Raw genomic sequence first — 23,182 nt, forward strand, 5'->3', positions numbered from 1 at the left:
CGACTGTCATTTCCTCAATCGAAAGAGGAAAACCAATTGAACCAAAAAAACCGCGAGAAATACAGGAATCGTAAGAAAAGTGATCGGTAGGCAGATGAAGACTGGCCCATGTTGCCTCATCATGTCATCGCATTTTGCGAGTTCGAATGGCAAGTAACCGACCAAAGCTATAAGCACGACACCTGTTAGGATTGTAAAACGCTTGAGCATTCGAGACTAGTTCCTCTCAGACCGAAGTGGGCCCGCAAACGGGCTGCCTCTATAACCAATCTCGCAAAATCGGGATCAATGGCACATCCGCCGCAGGCATCGGATAGTTCCGCAACTCATTCGCGCGCGCCCATTTAAGCGCCTGCCCTTCCTTAGACTGCGGGATACCCTCCCACTTGCGGCAGGCAAACAGCGGCATCAACAGATGGAAATCGTCATAGCTGTGGCTGGCAAAGGTCAGCGGGGCGAGGCATGAGGCCCAGGTGTCTATACCCAGTTCCTCGTGCAATTCGCGGATCAGGGCGGCCTCGGGGGTTTCGCCGGGTTCGATTTTGCCACCGGGGAATTCCCAGAGACCGGCCATAGATTTACCCTCAGGTCGTTGGGCCAGTAGCACCCGGCCCTCAATGTCGATCAGGGCGACAGCAGACACCAGTAAAGTCTTCACGAGCGATAATCCGCGTTAATCTCGATATAGCCGTGGGTCAGATCGCAGGTCCAAACGGTGGATTTACCTTCGCCCAGCCCAAGATCGACCGCAATCACAAGGTCCTGACCTTTCATATAGGCGGCGGCGTCATCCTCACGGTAATCCGGGCTGACCCAGCCCTTTTCGGCAACCAGAATATCGCCGAAGGAAATGCTCAGCAGGTCGCGGTCAGCGGCGGCACCGGATTTACCGATAGCCATGACGATCCGGCCCCAGTTCGGGTCTTCACCAGCAATAGCCGTTTTAACCAGCGGTGAGTTGGCAATCGCCAGCCCATGCACCTTGGCGTCCGTATCCGACGCGGCACCGGTTACACGAATTTCCACAAATTTCGTAGCACCTTCACCGTCGCGCACCACCTGTTGCGCCAAGTCAAGCATCACGCCTTCCAGTGCCTCGGCAAACGCCGCATTGCCGGTTGCGTCCACACCCGAGGCCCCGGTTGCACAGAGCAACAGGCTGTCCGAGGTCGAGGTGTCACTGTCCACGGTGATGCAGTTGAATGTCCGGTCGGTCTGCGCGCCCAGCATGGCCTGCAAGGCGGGCTGTTCGACCTGTGCATCGGTAAAGATGTAGACCAGCATCGTCGCCATATCCGGCGCGATCATGCCTGACCCCTTGGCAATCCCTGCAATAGAGACTGTTTTTCCGTCAATCTCGACCTGCACACTGGACCCTTTTGGAAAGGTATCCGTGGTCATGATCGCCCGCGCCGCATCCTCGATGGCATGACGGCTGAGGCCCACCTTCAACGCCTCAAGCTGTGCCACGATGCGGTCATGGGGCAGCGGCTCACCAATCACGCCGGTGGAAGAGGTGAAGACGCGTTCGACTGCAACGCCGGTCGCTTTGGACACTGCATGCGTCACCTCGGCCACCGAGGTTTGGCCATAGTGACCGGTAAAGGCATTGGCATTGCCCGAGTTCACTAATATCGCCGCAGGCCCATCGCTAGCCCCGCCGATCTTGTCCTGACAGTCCAGCACAGGGGCTGCGCGTGTGGCCGATCGGGTGAACACCCCGGCCACAGATGTGCCCGGATCCAGAACCGCCAACATCACGTCGGTACGGCCCTGATAACGCACGCCAGCTTCGACGGTGGCAAAACGCACACCGTCAATCGCAGGCAGTTCGGGGAAGGCCGCTGGAGCCAGCGGCGAAACCTTGGTGATCGCGGCCACTGGAGTTACTCCTGAATCAGGTCGATCTGACGGATGACCTCGGGGCCCACACCGTCCAAAGCGGGACGTTCGATCTGCGACTGCTGCGTCAGCTCGTCGATCTTGGCTTGAATCGCGTCCTGCTGAAGGGACTGGGCCAGCTGTTCACGTACGGCATCAAGCCCCGGCGCTTCGGATTTTCGCGTGTCGTTGAGAATGATCAGGTGCCAGCCGAACTGTGTTTGCACCGGATCCGAAATCTGACCCTTTTCCAACGCAACAACGGCGTTTTCGAATTCCGGCACCATCTGGCCCTTGCCAAACCATCCCAATGACCCGCCATTCGGACCCGATGGGCCGGTCGACTTTTCCTTGGCCGTTTCGGCAAAATCGCCGCCGTCATCCAGCAGAGTTTTAATTTCCTTGGCTTCTTCTTCGGTGGCTACAAGAATATGGCTGGCGTCGAACTCATCTTCGCCTTCGAAGTTGCCGAATTCCGCGTCATAGGCTGCCTGAATTGACTCTTCGGTCACGACATCGCCCAGCAACGCATTTACTGTCTGCACCGCCCGCATGGAACGGCCTTCGTTTTCCAATCCCAACTGGTTCAGCCGGTTCAGATCGTCCTGCTGCTGCGCCAGCAATTGCTGCTGGATCAATTGCTCGATGACGAATTCGTACAGAACATCATCTTCGACCTCGGCGTAATTCGGAGGCAGGGCCGCGACAGATGCAATAACGTGACCCAGTGTGATTTCATCCCCGTTCACATTGGCGACAACCGTATCCGCGTCCGGCTTGGTTTCGGCGGCAAGCGGCATCGCCATCACGGCAGCCAGAGCCAGCGATGGCAGAAAAGTGAGGCCTTTGGGCATGGAATCATCCTATTTCTTTGCCGCGACGGGGCGTGGCGTTGACACTCTGGGACCTGCCGCTTACATCGCTTTGAAGCCTTGGACAGGGCCGCCTTTCATCCCCCGTATCTATGGGTTGCAAGCAAGGTGGGCAAGCCTGTCGCAACCAAGACAAGAACAGATCCGCTGGAGTGAACATGCTGGGACTCGGAACGCTCGCCAAAAAGGTGTTCGGAACACCGAACGACCGCAAGATCAAGGCGACCCGTCCGCTGGTCGAAAAGATCAATGCGCTGGAACCTGAGTTCGAAAAGTTGTCCGATGAGGGCCTGATCGAAAAGACCGCCGAACTGCGCAAGCGTGCGCTGGATGGTGAGGCGCTGGACGACCTGCTGCCCGAAGCCTTTGCAAACGTCCGCGAAGGCGCCAAGCGCGCGCTGGGTCTGCGGGCCTTTGATGTGCAGTTGATGGGCGGTGCCTTCCTGCATCAGGGCAATATCTCGGAGATGAAGACCGGTGAGGGCAAGACGCTGGTTGCCACCTTCCCGGCCTATCTGAACGCTCTGACCGGCAAGGGCGTACACGTGGTCACGGTGAACGAATACCTGGCCAAGCGTGACGCCGAGTGGATGGGTAAAGTGTTCGGAGCCCTTGGTATGACCACCGGCGTAATCTGGTCGGGTCAGCCGGACGCCGACAAAAAAGCTGCCTACGCCTGTGACGTCACCTATGCCACCAACAACGAGTTGGGCTTTGATTATCTGCGCGATAACATGAAGGCGGAGCTGGATCAGATTTACCAAAAGTACCACAATTTCGCGATTGTGGACGAGGTCGACTCGATCCTGATCGACGAAGCGCGGACGCCATTGATCATCTCGGGCCCGTCCGAGGACCGCTCGGACCTGTATACCAGCATCGACGCCCTGATCCCCTCGCTAAGCGATGATCACTTTACGTTGGATGAAAAGTCCCGGAACGTGACCTTCACCGATGAGGGCAACGAGTTCCTGGAACAACAGCTGATTGCCAACGGTCTGATCCCCGAAGGCCATTCTCTGTATGACCCCGAAAGCACCACGGTGGTACACCACGTCAACCAGGGTCTGCGCGCACACAAGCTGTTTACACGTGACAAAGACTACATCGTCCGTGACGGCAACGTCGTTCTGATCGACGAATTCACTGGCCGGATGATGCCAGGTCGCCGTCTGTCCGAAGGTCTGCATCAGGCCATCGAAGCCAAGGAAGGCGTCCAAATTCAGCCTGAAAACGTGACGCTGGCCAGTGTGACCTTCCAGAACTACTTCCGTCTGTATGACAAGCTGGGTGGCATGACCGGCACCGCGCTGACCGAAGCCGAAGAATTCGCCGAAATCTACGGTCTCGGTGTGGTCGAGGTTCCGACCAACAGGCCGATTGCCCGTCTTGACGAAGACGATCAGGTCTATCGCACCGCCGGTGAGAAATACGGCGCGATGATTGACGAGACCAAGGAAGCGCAGGAAAAGGGCCAGCCGGTTCTTTTGGGCACAACCTCGATCGAGAAATCCGAACTGCTAAGCCAGCTGCTGCAAAAGGAAGGCATCGAACATAACGTTCTGAACGCCCGCCAGCACGAGCAAGAGGCACAAATCGTGGCCGATGCCGGCCGGTATGGTGCGGTGACCATTGCCACCAACATGGCTGGTCGCGGCACCGACATTCAGCTGGGCGGCAATGTCGAGATGAATGTGCTTCAGGCGCTGGCCGAAAACCCCGAGGCCGATCCTGCCGAGCTGCGCGCCAAGGAAGAGGCCCGCCACGCCGAGGAAAAGGAAAAGGTTCTGGCGGCCGGTGGTCTTTACGTCATGGCATCCGAACGGCACGAAAGCCGCCGGATCGACAACCAGCTGCGCGGTCGTTCGGGCCGTCAGGGTGACCCGGGCCGCACCGTGTTCTACCTGAGCCTCGAAGACGACCTGATGCGCATCTTTGGCTCGGAACGGCTCGACAAGGTTCTGACTACGCTGGGCATGAAAGAAGGCGAGGCAATTGTTCATCCTTGGGTGAACAAGTCGCTGGAACGCGCACAGTCCAAGGTCGAAGGCCGAAACTTTGACATGCGCAAGAACGTTCTGAAATTCGACGACGTGATGAATGACCAGCGTAAAGTGGTGTTCAGCCAGCGGCGCGAAATCATGTCGACCGATGACCTGTCCGAGATCGTCTCGGACATGCGCGAACAGGTGATTGACGATTTGATCGACGAATACATGCCGCCAAAAACCTATGCCGATCAGTGGGATACCGATGGCCTGCACGCGGCAATCAAGGAAAAGCTGACCATCGACGCGCCAGTACAGGACTGGGCCGCCGAGGAAGGCGTCGATGATGAACAGGTGCGCGAGCGTCTGGTCAATGCTGCCGATGAGATGATGGCGCAAAAGGCGGCAGCCTTCGGTCCCGAAAATATGCGCAACATCGAAAAGCAGGTTCTGCTGCAGACGATCGACAGCAAATGGCGCGAGCACTTGCTGACGCTGGAACATCTGCGCTCGGTCGTTGGATTCCGCGGTTACGCCCAGCGCGACCCGCTGAATGAATACAAGAACGAAAGCTTCCAGCTGTTCGAAGGGATGCTGGACAGTCTGCGCGAAACAGTGACTCAGCAATTGTCGCGCGTCCGTCCGCTGACCGAAGAGGAACAGCGCGAAATGCTGGCCCAGATGCAAGCTCAGCAAGCTCAGGCACAACGGGCGGTGGATCAAGCCACCGACAAGGCGGAAGCACTGGCCGAAGCCCAGGCTTCAGGCGATGCGCGCCCTGGCTTTGTCGAAGACGATCCCTCGACTTGGGGGAACCCGTCGCGCAACGATCTCTGCCCTTGTGGATCTGGCAAGAAATTCAAACACTGCCACGGCCGGCTGACCTAACGTCACCTTGATCAAAACACATTGAGTCCGTTTCACGGCCACATATTGGCCGTGATTCAACTTCAGGATGCGACTCGCTCCTTCAACTGGGGAGGGTGTTTTGTTTGTAATAAAGAATTACGTGACCACTGGCGGCACCGTCGCTTGTGCCTTAGCCATTGGTTACCTGATGCAAAATGGATCGCCAGCGCAATCGGATGGCGCGCAGGCTCCTGTAACTGTGGCTGCCGCCAATCAGTCCTCGGTGATTGCCGGGCTGGAAGGAATTGTTCTGACCTCCTCGCTTCCGGCCGCTGATGCAACCACCGACATCAAAGCATCCCGGCGCGCCCTGCAACCCACCCGATCGACCCCCTCTGATCAGGAAAGCTGCACTCTCAGTGCCCGCGCAAAATCCGTCCCCGGCGCTGCGGCGCGCCTGACCGTCAAAGCCCCCTGCCACGGCAATGAACGGATCGAAATCCATCACAGCGGACTAACAGTTACCCAACGAACGGACAAAAACGGCGCTTTGGATCTGACGATCCCGGCCCTGTCGGAATATGCGATCTTTCTGATCTCAGTAGATGATCAGACCGGAACCGTAGCCACCACTCACATCCCCGACCTGGCCAACTACAACCGCATCGCCCTGCAATGGCAGGGTGAGACAGACCTGCAGATCCATGCGCTGGAATTTGGGGCCAGCTATGGCACAGCGGGACATGTATCGTCGGACCCTGACGCGAAAGGTGCGGGTAAAGTCGTACATCTGGGACAACAGGCATTCGGCGACGCGCAGAATATCGAAATCTATTCTTTCCCTGCAGGCGAAACCAGCCAGACCGGTTCGATCGAACTGACGGTCGAGGCCGAAGTGACCGAGGCAAATTGCGGCCGGGATTTGGCCGTTCAATCACTCGAGCTGCGTGGCGATCGCCGCCTGCGGTCGCGCGATTTGACGCTGCCCATGCCGGATTGCACGCGGGCCGGTGATTTTCTGGTATTGAATAATCTGCTCCAAGACCTGACAATCGCGGCAAATTAAACCGCAGGCAGGCTCGACTTTCTTATGACATTTTTTCGTGTGGCAGTGGCCACACTGATTTCGGTGACTCTGGCGCCCTATGTACACGCACAGGATATCACGCTGACCTCGCAAGACGGCAAGGTCGAGGTCACAGGCAACCTGCTGAGCTTTGATGGCGAGTTCTATCGCGTGGATACGCAGTTCGGTGAGCTGACAGTGGATGGGTCGGGTGTTACCTGCGAAGGACCCGCCTGCCCCAACCTTACGGATTTCGTGGCCGAGGTTCGGTTCTCCGGTTCCTCCGTCATGGCGGAAAAGGTACTGCCGGCCCTGATCGTTGGTTTCGCCCAGCAAGAGGGGATGTCGGCGACGCCGCAGCGTTTGGATTCGGGCGCATTCACCTATGAGCTTCACCAGACCGGGCGCGGTGCTCCTTTGGGACGGTTCTATTTCGCCCCCAACAACACAGGTGGCGGCTTTGCGGACCTGATCGCCGATGAGACCGATATCGTCATGGCATTGCGTGAAATTCGCCCATCGGAACAGGAGGCTGCGCAGACCGCTGGTCTGGGTGATCTGGCAGATGCAAGGCGATCCCGGGTCATCGCGCTGGACGCGCTGGTCCCAATTGTGGCCCGGGAAAACCCGGCGCGGCAAATTTCGCCAGCAGAACTGGTGCGCGTGTTTTCCGGCGAGATCCAAAACTGGGCTGAATTAGGAGGACCTGATGCGCCCGTTTCCCTGCACTTACCAGACGCCGGTTCCGGTTTGGCGCAAGGGGTTGAGGATCGGTTGCTGACCCCTGCTCAGTCAACGTTGGCCGAGGGAATAATACGTCACACCCGTAGCAGCGATCTGGTGCGCGCTGTCGCTGATGACCCCTTTGCCATCGGTATCGCCAGCCATGCCGAGGTCGGGCCTGCCCGGGGCCTGCCTTTGACCGGCGGTTGCGGTCACGCGCTGACCGCCACGCGGCAATCCATCAAGACCGAAGACTATCCGCTGACATCGCCGATGTTCCTGTATCTGCCGGAAATCCGCCTGCCCCGCATTGCGCGGCAATTCCTGGCCTATTCGCAAAGCGCCGAGGCACAGATGGCGATCCGCGATGCCGGATTTGTGGATCAAGAACCCGAAACCATGCGGATCGGGTTGCAAGGTGATCGTCTGGCCAATGCGGTGGTTTCAGGTGGTGCCGAGGTTGGGTTGGAAGAGTTGCAGCGCATGATCGACACGCTGCGCCCGCAATCGCGCCTGTCGCTGTCGTTCCGGTTCGAGGCAGGTTCCTCCAGACCCGACGCGCAGTCACGTTCCAACATCCGGCAGTTGGCCCACGCCCTCGAAACCGGGACCATCGACGCTCGTAAACTGACCTTTGTGGGCTTTAGCGACGGCGAAGGCTCGGCCACAGCCAATGCAAGGATCGCATTGCTGCGGGCAAAGACCGTGCGCAACGCAGTGCTGTCGGCGGTAGAAACAGCCATTCCGGAGAGTGTCGAGATCGCCGTGGACGCATTTGGCGAAGCAATGCCCATGGCCTGTGATGACACGGACTGGGGCCGCAAAGTCAATCGCAGGGTCGAGGTCTGGGTTCAGTAACCCTTACAAATAGCCCTCGGACCGAAAGCTCAACTCATTCGATTTGCCAATAATCAGATGGTCATGCAGCGTCAGGCCCAGCGCGACGCAGGCATCCTGAATTCGGTTGGTCATATCGATATCCGATTGCGACGGTGTCGGATCGCCCGATGGGTGATTGTGTACCAAGATTAGCGCCGAGGCATTCAGCTCAAGCGCGCGTTTGGCTACCTCACGCGGATACACGGGAACGTGGTCGACAGTGCCTTTGGCCTGTTCTTCATCCGCAATCAGAACGTTCTTTCGGTCAAGGTAGAATACGCGAAACTGCTCAGTCTCGCGATGGGCCATCGTCGTATGGCAATAATCCAGCAATGCGTCCCAGCCTGATACGACGTGCCGTTGCATGACCCGCGCGCGGGTCATCCGATGTGCACACGCCTCAAGGATTTTCAGGTCGGTGATCACCGTATCGCCTACGCCTTTGATTTGCCGCAGCCGTTCTTCGGGTGCGGTCAGCACGCGGTTAAAGTCGCCAAACGTATCCATCAGCGCTCGGGCCAGGGGTTTGACATCCTGCCGTGGGATCGAGCGGAACAGGGCAAGTTCCAACAATTCGTAATCCGGCATTGCCGCCGACCCACCAGACATAAACCGTTCGCGCAATCGTTTGCGGTGATCTTTGATATACGACGGCAAGCGACCCGTCGGCAGCGGCTGCACGGGGGCTTCGTCGGTTTCAAACAGCATCGGGGCTTCGGTAAAGGCGTCCTGATTCATGGGACCACCGTGCCGCAGAATCGGTTTCTGAATGGTTAACGCGTCTCACCCGCAATGCCTGCAGTTGCCCGTCGAACGGTCAGGTGCAGCAGGATCGAAAAAACCCCCAGAGTCAGCATAGCAGCAAACATAAGGTCGGTCTTTGCCCGGCCATTGGCCAGCAGCATCAGGTAACCCAGACCCTGCGACGACCCGACCCATTCGCCGATCACTGCCCCGATCGGGGCATAGACCGCCGCCAGTCGCATGCCCGACGCCAGCGAAGGCAAGGCTGCCGGAATGCGAATGTGCCACAACACCGCCCGCGAACTGGCCTGCATGGTGCGTGCCAGATCAAGATATCCCGGTGGGGTCCGCATCAACCCGTCGAAGAAGGATGAGGTGATCGGGAAATAGATGATCAACACCGCCATCGCGACTTTAGACCACAGCCCATAACCCAACCAAAGGGTTAGCAAAGGAGCCAAAGCAAAGACCGGCAGCGCCTGCGTAAACACCAGCATCGGCTGCACCAGCACCCGCGCGGCGCGGGAATTGGCCAATTGCAATGCTGTCAAAACGCCAAGAATCGTTCCACAAGCCAAGCCGATAACGACCTCGACCGCGGTAACCCAAGTGTGTTCCGCTATAACCCCGCGGTTCTGCCACCAGGTCTCGGCCACCAAAGCCGGGCCGGGAAGAATGAATTTCGGCAGGTCAGTCAGGGAAACGATCCCCTGCCAGATCACCAGCGCAAATAGCGTCGCAGCAAGAGCTGATAACAATTTCATGCCGCGTCCTCACGAAGCGTACGCAGTAAGGTGCCCTGCGTCTCGAGCGTTTCCAGATCATCGACGCTGCGCGGAGCTGGTGCATGCGGGGGTTGGCAGGGCGTTATGCCATTCTGCCTCATGACCACAATGGATTGACCTAACCGGGCAGCCTCGCCCGGATCATGGGTGACCAGCAGAACGGTTCGGTCCTGTAACGCTTCGGCCGCAAGGTCCTGCATATCCGCGCGGGTGCGGGCGTCCAGCGCCGAGAACGGCTCATCCAAAAGAACGATGGGCCGATCTTCCATCAACGTGCGGGCCAGAGCCACGCGTTGACGTTGGCCACCAGAGAGTTCGCCGGGCTTCTTGGTCATATGATCCTGCAGGTGCATCCGTTCGATCAGCTGATCACGGCGGCGCAAATCTGGCTTTTCTCCGCGCAACCGCGCACCCAACAGGACGTTCTGCGCCACAGTCGCCCAAGGCAGCAACAAATCGTCTTGCGCCATATATGCAACCCGTTCAGGCACAGATTGCCCGTCACTTGCAGTAATCTGACCGGTGAACTCTGCGCCGGTGTCCAAGCTAGCAATCAGGCGCAGAATGGTGGTTTTGCCAACCCCCGATCCACCCAGTAAACACGTCCACCGCCCGGCCTCTAGCGTCAGGGTCAACGGCGCGAACAATAACGCGTCGCCAATTGCGGCCGAACCACGGATGGTTAGATCGGGGGCTAGGGTCATGGGGTCAGGCTCATTTGCCAGAAATTGACCTCCAACTCGGTCGCGGTACCGAAGGTGTGGCACAGCCGGGTCCAACGCGGGGATGCTTCGAAATCCTCGCCAATACGCCTCGTTAGAGCCATGTCCAACAATTCACCAACCGCCACGCAGGCATCTTGGTAGTCATCGCTGGCATAGGTGGCGATCCAATCGCGATAGGTGTCAGACGTCGCCTCAGCCGCTAGTCTTGTGCCAATCTCACCATAGCCCATCACACAAGGTACCAAAGCCGCCAGCAGGTCCAGCAGATCGCCGCTATACCCAGCCTCAAGCACGAAACGCGTATATGCCAGGTTCTCGGCACGTTCCGGAGTAGCAAAGAGTTGGTCCTGCGGGATGCTTTCGGCCTCGCAGATCCCGATATGCAGCTTCATCTCTTCGCTGATCAACCCGTTCACGGTGCGCGAGGCTGCCAGCATTTCCTCATGCGTTTCCGACTTCACAACCGCCAGCGCCCATGCACGAGAGAAATGAATCAGGAACACATAGTCTTGCCGCAGATAGTGCAGAAACGCCGCGCGCGGCAGCGAGCCGTCCTTCATCCCTTCGACAAAAGCGTGGCAGGTGTAATCCCGCCATGGCCCCTGCGCGGCATCGCGCATAAGCGCAAATGCTTTGCCATAGTCGCTCATTGCACGGTCACATCCACTGAAATGTCGCTGACCGGATTGATGCTGTCGATCATGCCGCTGTCTTTCAGAAACGCTTCGAAACGGGCATAGCGACCCGCATCAAAACCCGCCGGGCGCAGCGCGAAACGGGGCAGTGTATCCACCCATGCGCGCGCGTTCAGTTCATCCTGCAGTTCGGGTGAGGTGGCGGCGAAGATTTCCCAGCTTTTTTCCGGGTTGTTGACGATGAACTGGGTCGCCTTTTCGGTTGCAGCCAGGAAGCGGGCGACCTTATCCGCATTCATCGTGTCGGGATTGGCGACATAGATCAGCTCGTCATAAGACGGTACGCCTTCTTCCTCGATGTAGAAACAGCGGCCCGCGACGCCTTCGATATCCATCTGGTTCAACTCAAAGTTCCGGAAGGCCCCGATCACCGCATCCACCTGACCGGTCATCAGCGATGGCGACAGCGAAAAATTGACGTTGACCATCTCAATATCATCCAGCGCGACATCATGGGCGTTCAGCATGGCGCCCAGCACCGCCTCTTCCACGCCCGCGACCGAGAAGCCGATTTTTTTGCCCTTGAGGTCGGCGAGCGTTTTGATCGGACCGTCCTGTAGCACCAGCAGGCAGTTCAACGGCGTCGCGACCAAGGTGCCGACGCGCTTCAGCGGCAGGCCCTCATGGATTTGCAGGTGAAGTTGCGGCTGGTAGGACACCGCCAGATCAGCTTGCCCGGCGGCAACCAGACGCGGAGGGGCCGATGGATCCGCGGGTGGCACAATCTCAATCTCCAGCCCCTCATCGGCAAAGTATCCGTTCTCTTGCGCCACGATGATGGGCCCGTGGTCGGGGTTAACGAACCAGTCCAGCAGAACGGTCATCTTGTCTTCGGCCCAGGCCGGCGCGGCGGCCAGCAGGGCAATTGCTGTCATCAGCTTTTTCATATCTCGCGTATCCTTTTCGTTCACGAGGTTGAGGCCGCAACGAGAACGATCTCGCCCGGCCAATCCGGTTGCAATTTTTCGGCAGTACGCCACGCACGCAGACCAGTGGCGCAGCACAGTGCCAGCCTTTCTCCATTGTTAGGCTCTAATTCTATCAATTCAGGAGAACCGCGGAGCGCGTTGGGATGAATGGGTTCAGGGGCCTCATCCGGGCTGCGCAACTCGATGATCAAATCATCCGTGGTCAGTTGGCCGGCCGACACAAACGGGAAGTGATGGCTGGGCTCAGGCGCATCGTCAACGCGGAACGTTGTGCTGCGCATCGTGCGAGCATTGAACTGAACCATCTGCCCAAGTGGCGAAGGGTCCAGCCCGAGAATGACACTCAACGCCATTTGCGCTTGCATCGCGCCAATCATTCCGACGACCGGACCCAACACACCAGCGGTGGCACAGCTTGCACCGCTGCCCGGCGCGTCGGGAAAAACCGCCCGCAAAGATGGGGCACCACCGCAGAAACCGCCGACATAGCCGGACAACCCCAGGACCGAGGCGCTTATCAACGGCTTGCCCAGCGAGTGACACGTATCCGACAGCGTATAGCTTGCCGCATAACTGTCTGCGCAATCGAGGATGACATCGACTTGTGAGGCAAGTCGTTGCGAATTTAAGCTAGTTAGAGCCTGATTTTTCGTGGAAATCGTAATTTCAGAGTTTAAGGCCTGACACCGCTCAGCTGCGACTTCGGTTTTGGGGCGGCCACAGTCCCCCTCGCCGAACAAGATCTGGCGAGGGAGGTTCGACAGGGCGACTTCATCGGGGTCTACGATGGTCAAATATCCAACCCCAGCACCAGCCAGCAAAGGCAAAACCGGTGCAGCCAGGCCCCCGGCCCCCACCACAAGAACCCGCGCGTCGGACAGGCGGGCCTGTCCACGGGCGCCGACCTCCGGCAGGATCATCTGACGGGCGTAGCGGCTCATCTGGTGACCTCAATCCACGCACGTACGCGGGCTTCTGGGTCTGCATTCAACGTGATGTCTGTCACGACTGAGACAATGTCCGCCCCGGCATGCAACACCCCCGGCGCGCGCTCGACACTCATCCCGCCAATACCGACCAAAGGGACTTCCCCCACGCGCGCTTTCCATTCAGTGACACGCGGCAGGCCCTGTTGTTTCCATTTCATCTTTTTCAGGATCGTTGGGTAGACCGGCCCAAGCGCAACATAGTCGGGGCTCATGGCCAAAACACGCTCAAGCTCGTCATCGTCATGGGTCGAGACACCCAGTTTAAGTCCTGCGCGTTGGATCGCCTTCAGATCCGCATCATCCAGATCTTCTTGCCCCAGATGTATCCAGTCGCAGCCAGCGTCGATGGCCGCTTGCCAATAGTCATTCACCACCAGAACAGCGCCATGCGTACAGCACAGATCCCGCGAAACCGCTATCTGTTCACGCACGACCGCATCCGGTTGGTCCTTGATCCGCAACTGCACCAGTTTCACGCCCAGAGGCAGCGTCCGGCGCAGCCAGTCCGAATGGTCGAAGATTGGATAAAACCGGTCGAGGGTCATGACAAAAACGCCTTTCCAATAACGGGGGTCGAGGGTTCGGCCATATCGCGCGCTTCGATCGGGTCAGCCTTATAGGCCAATCGCCCGGCCTCGATGGCCAGCTTCATCGCCTTGGCCATTGCTGCGGGATCACCGGCCCGTGCCACCGCAGTGTTCAGCAGAACGGCATCATACCCAAGTTCCATCGCATGAGCGGCGTGGCTGGGCAGGCCGATACCTGCGTCAATCACCAGTGGTACTTCGGGAAACTCAGCCCGCATTGCGCGCAAGGCGTATTCGTTGTTCAAACCACGGCCCGAGCCTATCGGAGCGCCCCATGGCATCAGAACCTCACACCCTGCCGCCAACAGTCGCTCACCCACGATCAGGTCGTCCGTGGTATAGGGAAAAACCTCGAACCCGTCTTCGCTCAGGGTTCGCGCGGCCTCGACCAGTTGGAACACATCAGGCTGGAGGCTGTCGGTATGTCCGATCAGTTCCAGCTTGATCCATTTGGTGTCAAACACCTCACGCGCCATATGAGCGGTGGTCACAGCCTCTTTCACCGTATGGCAACCTGCTGTGTTGGGCAGGATAAGGACGCTCAGATCGCGGATCATCTGCCAAAAGGTTTGTCCTGCGCCTGCTTCGCGTCGCAAAGATACGGTGACCACCCCGGCCCCGCTGTCCCGAAATGCCTGTTCCAAGATTGCGGGGCTTGGATATTGCGCGGTGCCCAGCATCAGCGGGTTCGGCAGTGATGTGCCGTAGAAAGTCTTCATCGCTCAGCCCCCCTGCATCGGGGCGACGACTTCGATCCGATCGCCATCCTTGATTTTACGGGCCTTGCGCAGGCTCGAGGGCACAAAACCCTCGTTCACAGCCGTCGCCACCCGGCCCGAAAACCCACATTCCTGCAAAAGATCGGCAAGAGTTCCGGCGTGCACATCGCGCATCTCGCCGTTAAGTACGATCTTCATCAACCATCTCCGAATGTTTGGTGTCCAACGCCAGGTCAGCCACGCCCTTGGCCAGTGCAGGGGCCAGCAGGTAGCCGTGGCGGTAGAGGCCGTTGGCGTAGATTGTCGGTCCTAGCCGCCGAATACGCGGCAGGTTGTCGGGGAAAGCGGGGCGCAGATCGACGCCGGTTTCCAACACTTCAGCCTCACCAAAGGCGGGGTTCAGGGCGTAGGCTGCGCTCAGCAACTCAAGCATCGAGCGTGCGGTAATTCGGCTGCTATCCTCGGATTCGATCATTGTCGCGCCCAGCATGTAGACGCCGTCGCCGCGTGGAACGATATACAGCGGCACGCGTGGATGAAGCAGGCGTATAGGCCGGGTCAGTGTCACGTCTGGGCACCGTATCACCAGCATCTCACCCTTCACGCCGCGCAAGTCCTGCAGGTATTCGCGCGCGTGCAGACCTCTGCAATCAATGGCGTTGTCCAATCCCGTCGGAGCGCACGCATGATGGAATTCAACACCGTGATCCTGAAGCTGGTGCGACAGATCCAGCAAGGCCTGACGCGGATCCAAATGGGCTTCCGCAGCAAAGTAGAGACCTTTTTTGAAACCATACAGATCAGGCTCTAATAAGGTTATTTCTCTGTCATCAACTTCAGAAAACCCCTCCGTTCTGCGGGCGAAACGACGCAGATCCGGCAGGTCTCGTGGGTTAGCGACAACCAATGTGCCGCGCCTGTGGACCTGAGTGCGCTTGGCCCACCAGTCGATTGCCAATTGCCCCAGACGCAGGACAGGTTCTTCGGCGTTTTCATACTCGCACCAAGGTGCCAACATTCCGCCCGCCCACCAGGAACAGCCATGCGGCCCCGGTGCACCACCGGGATCAAACACCTGAACCTTGGCCCCGCGCGCGACAAGTTCGGAAGCAACGGCCAACCCGGCCACGCCTGCCCCTATGATCGACCAGACGGTCACGCGGACCAAACCTGATGGAAGTGATGAACAGGCCCGTGACCTTGCCCGATGTTCAAAGCATCGGCCTGAGCGATGGCGCCCTGCAGATAGTCATGTGCTTGCGCAACGGCCTGGGGCAGCGAAAGATCCTTGGCCAATCCGGCCGCTATGGATGAGGACAGCGTGCACCCCGTTCCGTGGGTGTTGCTTGTCTGTCGGCGCGGCGCTTGAAATTGGTCCATCACGCCAAAATCTGAGACCAGTAAGTCGTGGCAGATGTCGCCTTTCCCATGACCGCCCTTCATCAGGACCGCACTTGCACCCAATGCGCATAACTCGCGCCCTTGTGTGATCATCTGTTCGAGGCTGTCCGCTGGTTCAGCGCCCAGCAAACAGGCTGCTTCTGGCAGGTTTGGTGTCAACACGGTCGCGCGCGGCAGCAACACCTCGCGCAGGGTTTGCACGGCTTCTTCCGCCAGCAACGCATCGCCGGATTTGGCAATCATGACCGGATCCAGAACCACCGGCCCGTCAAAATCCGCGATACTGTCTTCGACACACTGGATGATCTGAGGGGTCGCCAGCATTCCAATCTTGATCGCGCCAACATCCAGGTCGGTCAGAACAGCCTCGATCTGGGCTGCAATGACGTCCAGAGGGATACCATGCACCGCCGTAACTGCGCGAGTATTCTGCGCCGTCACTGCGGTAATCACACTGGCACCGTAGACGCCAAGCGCCGACATGGCCTTGAGGTCAGCCTGAATTCCAGCCCCTCCGCCGCTGTCAGATCCTGCGATTGTTAAGGCAATGGGTGCCATGTCGTTGCTCCGGTTCAAAATGGGCAACGGGCATGGAAAACGTCTAAGCACTATAAGACCGTTCCCTACGCCGGTATTGCCCGGATCAGGTTCGATGGGTTAGCGCGTTCACGCCTCTCAGCCCCCAAGCAGGGCACCCCAACGGTTGGGGCGACACTCTCAGGGGATGGCGGGAGAATCAAGGGCCAATTTTGGGGCAGATCACGGTCAAACTGGACTTATCAAATGCAAAAGCCGGCCTCGATGGGCCGGCTTGCGACAGAAGTTTACGAAGTGCTGGTTCAGCCCTTCATGCCGTCCCAGAAAGATTTGACGGATGAGAAGAAGCTTTTTGATTCCGGGTGGTTGTCTTCGCCCAGATCGTCAAACTCGCGTAGCAGCTCTTTCTGGCGGCTGGTCAAATTGACCGGGGTTTCCACCGCCAGTTCAATGAACATATCGCCAATTCCACCGCCGCGAAGGGCGGGCATGCCCTTACCGCGCAATCGCATCTGACGGCCTGACTGGCTGCCCGCCGGGATTTGTACACGGCCACGGCCACCGTCGATTGTGGGTACTTCGATCGAACCACCCAGCGCGGCTTTCCCCATGCTGACCGGAACGCGGCAATACAGGTTTACGCTGTCGCGCTCGAACAGCTTGTGGTCCGAAACTTCGACAAAAATATACAGGTCGCCCGGAGGGCCACCGCGCATCCCGGCCTCACCTTCACCGGCAAGACGAATGCGGGTGCCGGTTTCGACACCGGCCGGAATGTTGACCGACAGAGCACGCTCTTTTTCAACGCGCCCGGCGCCTCCGCAGGATTTACAAGGATTCTTGATGATCTGACCCAGACCCGAACAGGTCGGGCAGGACCGTTCGACTGTGAAAAAACCCTGCTGCGCCCGAACTTTTCCCATACCGGAACAGGTCGGGCAGGTTGTGGGCTCCACCCCACCTTCCGCACCTGATCCGTCACAGGCAGAACAGGCCACGGCGGCAGGTACGCTAATCGTCTTTTGCAGCCCCGAGAACGCCTCTTCCAACGTCACCCTCAGGTTATAGCGCAGGTCCGAGCCGCGCGCGGCACGCCGGCCACCGCTAGTTGCACCGCGCTGACCGCCCATGAAGTCGCCGAACAGGTCATCAAACACATCCGAGAATGCGCTGGAGAAGTCGCCCTGCCCGCCAAATCCGCCGCCGGGTCGGCCACCGCCGCCCATGCCATTTTCGAAAGCAGCGTGGCCAAAGCGGTCGTAAGCCGCTTTTTTGTCGCCGTCGCGCAGGACGTCATAGGCCTCATTCGCCTCTTTGAACTGCGCTTCTGCGTCGGGATTGTCCTTATTGCGATCTGGATGCAGTTCTTTGGCCTTCTTGCGAAAGCCTTTCTTGATCTCATCCGCCGAAGCGCCCTTGGACACGCCGAGCACTTCGTAATAGTCGCGTTTGGACATCAGTATTTCCTTCTGCCTCAACGTAATCGGGCCGGCCCGGCAACCGGACCGGCCCGAATTGGCCCGGTTACCCGTTAGTTACGCTTGTCGTTGTCCAGATCTTCGAACTCGGCATCGACGATGTCGTCATCACCAGCCGGAGCTTCATCAGCTGCCGCAGGCTCATCCTCGGCTTCCTCGGACTGTGCCTTGTAGATGGCTTCGCCCAGCTTCATGGCCGCTTCGGTCACGTTCTGAATGCCGGACTTGATCTTTTCGGCGTTCTCAGTTTCCAGCTCGTCCTTCAGCGCGGCAATCGCCAGCTCGATGGCTTCGATGGTGGTCGGGTCAACCTTGTCGGCATGCTCTTCCATTGACTTTTCGGTCGAATGGATAAGGCTTTCCGCCTGGTTCTTGGCGTCGACCAGTTCGCGGCGTTCCTTGTCAGCTTCCGCGTTCTCTTCGGCGTCCTTGACCATCTTGTCGATATCCTCGTCGGACAGACCGCCCGATGCCTGGATGGTGATCTTCTGCTCTTTGCCGGTGCCTTTGTCTTTGGCCGAAACCGAGACAATGCCGTTGGCGTCGATGTCAAAAGTCACCTCGATCTGAGGCATGCCACGCGGTGCGGGCGGGATATCTTCAAGATTGAACTGACCCAGGATCTTGTTGTCCGCAGCCATTTCCCGCTCACCTTGGAAACAGCGGATGGTCACGGCGTTCTGGTTGTCCTCAGCAGTCGAGAAGACCTGAGACTTTTTCGTCGGGATCGTGGTGTTGCGGTCGATCAGACGGGTGAACACGCCACCCAGCGTCTCGATGCCCAAGCTCAGCGGGGTCACGTCCAGCAGAACCACATCTTTGACGTCGCCTTGCAGAACACCGGCCTGAATGGCGGCACCCATGGCAACAACTTCGTCCGGGTTCACACCTTTGTGTGGCTCTTTACCGAAGAATTTGGTGACCTCTTCGATCACCTTCGGCATGCGGGTCATACCACCGACCAGAACAACCTCGTCAATGTCGCCCGCCGACAAACCGGCGTCTTTCAATGCGGCCTGACAGGGTTTCATCGACTTCTTGATCAGGTCGCCAACCAGCGATTCCAGCTTGGCACGGGTCAGTTTCATGACCATGTGCAGCGGCTGACCATTAGCGCCCATCGAGATGAACGGCTGGTTAATTTCGGTCTGCGAGGTCGAGGACAGCTCGATCTTGGCTTTTTCAGCAGCTTCTTTCAGGCGCTGAAGGGCCATCTTGTCTTGCGACAGGTCGACACCGTGTTCCTTTTTGAACTCGTCCGCCAGGTAGTTGACGATGCGCATGTCAAAGTCTTCACCACCCAGGAAGGTGTCACCATTGGTCGATTTGACCTCGAACAGCCCGTCGTCGATTTCCAGAATGGTCACGTCGAACGTACCACCACCAAGGTCATAAACCGCGATGGTTTGGGTTTCTTCTTTGTCCAGGCCATAGGCCAGCGCGGCGGCTGTCGGTTCGTTGATGATCCGCAGCACTTCCAGACCGGCGATTTTGCCTGCGTCTTTGGTGGCCTGACGCTGTGCGTCATTGAAATACGCGGGAACGGTGATGACCGCCTGCGTGACTTCTTCACCCAGATAGCTCTCGGCAGTTTCCTTCATCTTGCCCAGAGTGAAGGCCGAAATCTGGCTTGGGGAGTATTTTTCACCGCGGGCTTCCACCCACGCGTCACCGTTGCCGCCATCCACGATGGCGTACGGCACCATTTTCTTGTCCTTCTGGACTTCTGCATCATCCACACGACGACCGATCAGACGCTTGACGCCAAAGATCGTGTTGTCGGGGTTGGTGACCGCCTGACGTTTTGCAGGCTGACCGACCAGACGCTCATCTTCGGTGAAGGCGACGATCGAGGGCGTGGTCCGCGCCCCTTCTGCGTTTTCGATGACCTTCGGCTGAGAGCCGTCCATGATGGCCACACACGAGTTGGTGGTCCCGAGGTCAATACCGATTACTTTTCCCATATGTTCAATCCCTTTCTCTTCAAGGCGATGTCTCGAGGTCCGGACCCGTTATGGCATCCGGCCCCGATCTGGTTTGCACGAACAGCACTACACCATCGCGCGTCCCGGCGTATATAAGGGCGAGATCAGAGGCCTGCAAGCGGTGTAAAAGGCAGGTTTTCGGGAATCTGCGGCCTTTTTGGCAAGGTTTTGGCAAGGATTGGGGAATCTTCAATGGCGCGGCTGCTTTTGCGCGGATTTGACATCAGAAAAACCTATCTGGACGTTGCGGCACAAACGCAACTGATTGAGGCGTTGCGCCCGATTCTGAAATCTGCGCCGCTGTTCCGGCCGGTTACGCCTTCGGGCAAGGAAATGTCGGTGCGTATGACCTCGGCCGGGGCGCTTGGCTGGGTCACTGACAAAGGGGGCTACCGATATCAGGCGCAGCACCCTAAAGGAACAGTGTGGCCCGACATTCCCGATACGATACTGAGCATATGGCGCAAGCTTGCCAGCACCCAACGCGATCCGGATTGCTGTCTGATCAACTATTACGGCGAAGGTGCGCGCATGGGGCTGCATCAAGACAAGGACGAGGCAGATTTTTCATGGCCGGTCCTGTCGATATCGCTGGGCGACGATGCCCTTTTTCGCATCGGAAACGAAACCCGCGGCGGCAAGACCGAGTCGATCTGGCTGAACTCCGGCGACGTCGTAGTCATGGGCGGCCCCGCCCGCCTGACCTATCACGGGGTAGACCGCATCCGTTTCGGTTCATCCAAGCTGTTGCCCAAAGGCGGACGGATTAACCTGACCTTACGGGTCGCAAACTAGCGGCGCGCGCCCCAACTGGCTGACACATGCTGACGGGTGAAAAAGATACCCAGCAACCCAATCATCAACAAGGCCAGTCCAACCCAAATCGCATATTCCCAACTGGTGTTTCGCGGAAAGTAATTGCGAAAGACAAAGCCGCGGCACTGGTCGATTATGTGAAACAACGGGTTCCAGGCAAAGAAGCTCAGCATGAAGCCACCCAGCGCGTTCCCTACAACCATTTTACCAGAAAAAATCATGTTCAGACGTCGATAGATTGTACTGAGAATTCCCGTGGTGGTGGGAAACCATGGCGAGATTGCCATAAACACGACGCCCACCGCGCATCCGGTAAACCAGGCCAATATCAACATATAGAACGCGCCACCCGGTTCTTGGATCTCCAATGGCTCAACTGCGACAGTGTAGATGAAAAGGATCACAAGGATCGAGACCAACTGCGTGTAAAGCGACCCAAATGCGGTTGCCAACAGCGCAACCATCATGTTCATCGGAGAGTGCAGCATCATCGGGTTGTTTCCTGTTGCCACGCCAGAGACGGACGAGACGGCTTTGATATGGGTCAGGAACAGAAAGACACCTGACAACAGAAATAGGATAATGTTACCCCTGATCTTGGCGACCCGCGTGCCCAGCATCGACATGATCAGGTAAAACACGGTCACAAGTGCGAGAATTTGCAAGATATTCACAATGATCGCGATCACAGCATTCGAGTGTTTGGACCGTATTCCATGCGCCACCGCATGGAAGATAAGCTCGGAAGTCGTGAAAGCGCCGCCCAGAAGCGTCTGATTCCGCTTAAAATAAAACACTCAGTGCACTCTTTCCCGCTGAATTACCTGCAAACTGCCACGAAATTCTTGCCGTTCCGTAACCGGCACAGCATAAGACCCACAAGGATTTCGATCAACAAACTACAGCAACGGAGCATTTTTGTGACCTATGACGCCCTTATTCCCGTAATCAGACGTCTGGCGCTGGAAGCCGGGGACAAAATCATGCAGATTTACGAGGCGGATGATTTCGACGTCAAAGTCAAATCCGACGCCAGCCCGGTGACCGAGGCTGATGAGGCAGCCGATGCCTTGATTTCGGCGGGCTTGCGCGCGGCATTCCCGGATATTCTGCTGGTGACCGAAGAACAGGCCGCATCACATTCCGAAAAAGGCGACACATTTCTGATCGTCGATCCGCTGGACGGCACCAAGGAATTCATCAACCGGCGCGGTGATTTCACGGTGAACATCGCACTGGTTGAAAACGGAGTGCCAACCCGCGGCGTTGTGTATGCACCGGCCAAGGGGCGCATGTTCTACACGCAAGCTGACGGTCAATCGGTTGAGGAAACCGGCGCGCTGAACAAGGCACAGGCCGGCGACGTGACCCCGATTTCGGTGTCTGAACCGGACAATTCGGCACTTATGATCGTCGCGTCAAAATCACACCGCGATCAGGCGACCGAAGATTACATCAACAAATATCAGGTCAAGGACAGCAAAAGCGCGGGCTCGTCCCTGAAATTCTGTCTGGTCGCAACAGGGGAAGCGGACCTCTATCCCCGCGTCGGGCGCACGATGGAGTGGGACACAGCCGCTGGTCACGCCGTTTTGGCGGGTGCGGGCGGCAAGGTTGTTCGTTTCGATGACCACTCGTCATTGACCTACGGCAAGGACGGCTATGCAAACCCGTTCTTTATCGCCTACGCTCCGGGCGTTGACCTGAAGGAGGCCTGATGTCTGTTCTGATTGCCATCCCCGCCCGCTATGCCTCGACCCGCTACCCCGGCAAGCCGCTGGTTCCGCTGACCGGGGCAAGCGGCAACGCGATAACCCTGATAGAACGATCCTGGCGCGCCGCCTGTTCCGTATCGGGCGTGGACAAGGTGGTTGTCGCCACCGATGACGACCGCATCCGCGACGTGGCCGAAGGGTTCGGGGCCGAGGTGGTGATGACATCCGAGACCTGCGGCAATGGCACCGAGCGATGCGCCGAGGCCCATACTGCTCTGGGCGCGGGCTATGAGATCGTGGTGAACTTGCAAGGGGATGCGCCACTGACACCACATTGGTTTGTAGAAGACCTGATCGCCGGTCTGCGCGCCGCGCCCTACGCCGGGGTCGCAACGCCGGTTCTGCGCTGTGACGGAGATGCTTTGAACAGCTTGCTGAACGATCGCAAAAACGGGCGGGTCGGCGGCACAACGGCTGTATTTGCGACCGATCACAGCGCAATGTACTTCTCGAAAGAGGTTGTGCCTTTTACCGCCGAAACTTTTGCCGGCACCGAACCGACACCGGTGTTCCACCATGTCGGCGTCTACGCCTATCGCCCTGATGCGCTGTCAGCCTATCCAACCTGGCCAGTGGGACCTTTGGAGCAATTGGAAGGGCTGGAACAGCTACGCTTTATGGAAAATGGCCGCAAGGTTCTGTGCGTTGAGGTTGAGGCCAAGGGCCGCCAATTCTGGGAATTGAATAACCCGCAAGATGTGCCGAAGCTCGAAGAGATGATGGCCGCTATGGGGTTGGATTGACCCATTTTCACCTGAA

At 58.2% G+C, this 23,182-nt stretch carries 23 protein-coding genes and 1 riboswitch; of the genes, 6 read left to right on the forward strand and 17 right to left on the reverse strand.

The genetic code is table 11. The annotated features are described in order from the left end of the window. Positions 1–259: 259 nt before the first annotated feature. The 3 genes from mutT to AC2FJF_RS15800 are packed head-to-tail and all read right to left on the reverse strand — an operon-like array spanning position 260 to position 2,735. A complete protein-coding gene (gene mutT / locus AC2FJF_RS15790; RefSeq protein WP_058279219.1) occupies positions 260–658 on the reverse strand; it encodes an 8-oxo-dGTP diphosphatase MutT in 399 nt (132 codons plus the stop codon). Further along, positions 655–1,881, reverse strand: a complete 1,227-nt coding sequence (gene argJ / locus AC2FJF_RS15795; RefSeq protein WP_496726231.1) for a bifunctional glutamate N-acetyltransferase/amino-acid acetyltransferase ArgJ — start codon at positions 1,879–1,881, stop codon at positions 655–657. The genes mutT and argJ overlap by 4 nt, the downstream gene beginning before the upstream one ends. A 5-nt stretch (positions 1,882–1,886) precedes the next feature. Next, on the reverse strand, positions 1,887–2,735 hold the full coding sequence (locus AC2FJF_RS15800; protein ID WP_496726232.1) for a peptidylprolyl isomerase: 849 nt from the start codon (positions 2,733–2,735) through the stop codon (positions 1,887–1,889). A 176-nt stretch (positions 2,736–2,911) separates the two neighbouring features. Here AC2FJF_RS15800 and secA point away from each other — a divergent pair, with 176 nt between their 5' ends. The 3 genes from secA to AC2FJF_RS15815 all read left to right on the forward strand — a co-directional run bounded on the left by secA (position 2,912) and on the right by AC2FJF_RS15815 (position 8,237). Then, complete coding sequence (gene secA, locus AC2FJF_RS15805) at positions 2,912–5,629, forward strand: preprotein translocase subunit SecA (RefSeq protein WP_496726233.1); 2,718 nt, start codon at positions 2,912–2,914, stop codon at positions 5,627–5,629. A gap of 100 nt (positions 5,630–5,729) precedes the next feature. Next, entirely contained in the window at positions 5,730–6,656 is a 927-nt protein-coding gene (locus tag AC2FJF_RS15810; RefSeq protein WP_496726234.1) for a hypothetical protein, read from the forward strand. A 24-nt stretch (positions 6,657–6,680) separates the two neighbouring features. Next, positions 6,681–8,237, forward strand: coding sequence for a phosphate ABC transporter substrate-binding/OmpA family protein (locus tag AC2FJF_RS15815; RefSeq protein WP_496726236.1), 1,557 nt, complete (start codon positions 6,681–6,683; stop codon positions 8,235–8,237). A 3-nt stretch (positions 8,238–8,240) separates the two neighbouring features. Here the strand turns inward: AC2FJF_RS15815 and radC are convergent, their stop codons facing one another. From radC to dnaK, 13 genes are all read right to left on the reverse strand, one after another. After that, positions 8,241–8,996 carry a RadC family protein gene (gene radC, locus AC2FJF_RS15820; RefSeq protein ID WP_496726237.1) on the reverse strand — a complete coding sequence of 252 codons (756 nt, stop codon included), beginning with the start codon at positions 8,994–8,996 and terminating at the stop codon, positions 8,241–8,243. A 35-nt stretch (positions 8,997–9,031) separates the two neighbouring features. Then, the gene (locus AC2FJF_RS15825; protein WP_496726238.1) at positions 9,032–9,766 is read right to left on the reverse strand and encodes an ABC transporter permease; all 735 of its coding nucleotides are present in this window, start codon (positions 9,764–9,766) and stop codon (positions 9,032–9,034) included. Further along, entirely contained in the window at positions 9,763–10,491 is a 729-nt protein-coding gene (locus AC2FJF_RS15830) for an ABC transporter ATP-binding protein (protein WP_496726239.1), read from the reverse strand. The genes AC2FJF_RS15825 and AC2FJF_RS15830 overlap by 4 nt, the downstream gene beginning before the upstream one ends. Further along, positions 10,488–11,162: a TenA family protein gene (locus tag AC2FJF_RS15835; RefSeq protein ID WP_496726240.1), complete on the reverse strand. Its 675-nt coding sequence runs from the start codon at positions 11,160–11,162 to the stop codon at positions 10,488–10,490. Before AC2FJF_RS15835 ends, AC2FJF_RS15830 begins: the two co-directional genes overlap by 4 nt. Further along, positions 11,159–12,094, reverse strand: coding sequence for an ABC transporter substrate-binding protein (locus AC2FJF_RS15840; RefSeq protein ID WP_496726241.1), 936 nt, complete (start codon positions 12,092–12,094; stop codon positions 11,159–11,161). The genes AC2FJF_RS15835 and AC2FJF_RS15840 overlap by 4 nt, the downstream gene beginning before the upstream one ends. Before the next feature lie 20 nt (positions 12,095–12,114). Further along, the gene (locus tag AC2FJF_RS15845; protein ID WP_496726242.1) at positions 12,115–13,077 is read right to left on the reverse strand and encodes a HesA/MoeB/ThiF family protein; all 963 of its coding nucleotides are present in this window, start codon (positions 13,075–13,077) and stop codon (positions 12,115–12,117) included. Further along, positions 13,074–13,670 carry a thiamine phosphate synthase gene (locus AC2FJF_RS15850; protein ID WP_496726243.1) on the reverse strand — a complete coding sequence of 199 codons (597 nt, stop codon included), beginning with the start codon at positions 13,668–13,670 and terminating at the stop codon, positions 13,074–13,076. The genes AC2FJF_RS15845 and AC2FJF_RS15850 overlap by 4 nt, the downstream gene beginning before the upstream one ends. Next, complete coding sequence (locus AC2FJF_RS15855) at positions 13,667–14,431, reverse strand: thiazole synthase (protein WP_496726244.1); 765 nt, start codon at positions 14,429–14,431, stop codon at positions 13,667–13,669. Before AC2FJF_RS15855 ends, AC2FJF_RS15850 begins: the two co-directional genes overlap by 4 nt. A 3-nt stretch (positions 14,432–14,434) precedes the next feature. Next, entirely contained in the window at positions 14,435–14,629 is a 195-nt protein-coding gene (gene thiS, locus AC2FJF_RS15860; protein ID WP_496726245.1) for a sulfur carrier protein ThiS, read from the reverse strand. Then, the gene (locus tag AC2FJF_RS15865) at positions 14,613–15,590 is read right to left on the reverse strand and encodes an FAD-dependent oxidoreductase (RefSeq protein ID WP_496726246.1); all 978 of its coding nucleotides are present in this window, start codon (positions 15,588–15,590) and stop codon (positions 14,613–14,615) included. The genes thiS and AC2FJF_RS15865 overlap by 17 nt, the downstream gene beginning before the upstream one ends. Then, the gene (thiD, locus tag AC2FJF_RS15870; RefSeq protein ID WP_496726247.1) at positions 15,587–16,390 is read right to left on the reverse strand and encodes a bifunctional hydroxymethylpyrimidine kinase/phosphomethylpyrimidine kinase; all 804 of its coding nucleotides are present in this window, start codon (positions 16,388–16,390) and stop codon (positions 15,587–15,589) included. Before thiD ends, AC2FJF_RS15865 begins: the two co-directional genes overlap by 4 nt. 45 nt (positions 16,391–16,435) lie before the next feature. Continuing rightward, positions 16,436–16,541: riboswitch (TPP riboswitch) on the reverse strand. 130 nt (positions 16,542–16,671) lie between these two features. Further along, positions 16,672–17,826 (reverse strand): molecular chaperone DnaJ, encoded by a 1,155-nt coding sequence (gene dnaJ / locus AC2FJF_RS15875; RefSeq protein WP_496726248.1) that lies wholly within the window; start codon positions 17,824–17,826, stop codon positions 16,672–16,674. Positions 17,827–17,900: 74 nt separating this feature from the next. Then, positions 17,901–19,811 (reverse strand): molecular chaperone DnaK, encoded by a 1,911-nt coding sequence (dnaK, locus tag AC2FJF_RS15880; RefSeq protein ID WP_496726249.1) that lies wholly within the window; start codon positions 19,809–19,811, stop codon positions 17,901–17,903. Positions 19,812–20,024: 213 nt separating this feature from the next. On the opposite strand from dnaK, the gene AC2FJF_RS15885 reads away from it, so the two are divergent. Beyond that, positions 20,025–20,627, forward strand: coding sequence for an alpha-ketoglutarate-dependent dioxygenase AlkB family protein (locus AC2FJF_RS15885; RefSeq protein ID WP_496726250.1), 603 nt, complete (start codon positions 20,025–20,027; stop codon positions 20,625–20,627). Here the strand turns inward: AC2FJF_RS15885 and AC2FJF_RS15890 are convergent. Further along, positions 20,624–21,445 carry an ABC transporter permease gene (locus AC2FJF_RS15890; protein WP_496726251.1) on the reverse strand — a complete coding sequence of 274 codons (822 nt, stop codon included), beginning with the start codon at positions 21,443–21,445 and terminating at the stop codon, positions 20,624–20,626. The genes AC2FJF_RS15885 and AC2FJF_RS15890 overlap by 4 nt on opposite strands. Positions 21,446–21,568: 123 nt before the next feature. Here AC2FJF_RS15890 and cysQ point away from each other — a divergent pair, with 123 nt between their 5' ends. Next, on the forward strand, positions 21,569–22,366 hold the full coding sequence (gene cysQ, locus AC2FJF_RS15895; RefSeq protein ID WP_496726252.1) for a 3'(2'),5'-bisphosphate nucleotidase CysQ: 798 nt from the start codon (positions 21,569–21,571) through the stop codon (positions 22,364–22,366). Further along, positions 22,366–23,166, forward strand: coding sequence for a 3-deoxy-manno-octulosonate cytidylyltransferase family protein (locus tag AC2FJF_RS15900; protein ID WP_496726253.1), 801 nt, complete (start codon positions 22,366–22,368; stop codon positions 23,164–23,166). The genes cysQ and AC2FJF_RS15900 overlap by 1 nt, the downstream gene beginning before the upstream one ends. Positions 23,167–23,182 lie beyond the last annotated feature (16 nt).

It is taken from the genome of Ruegeria sp. CDSB013, from assembly GCF_059611165.1.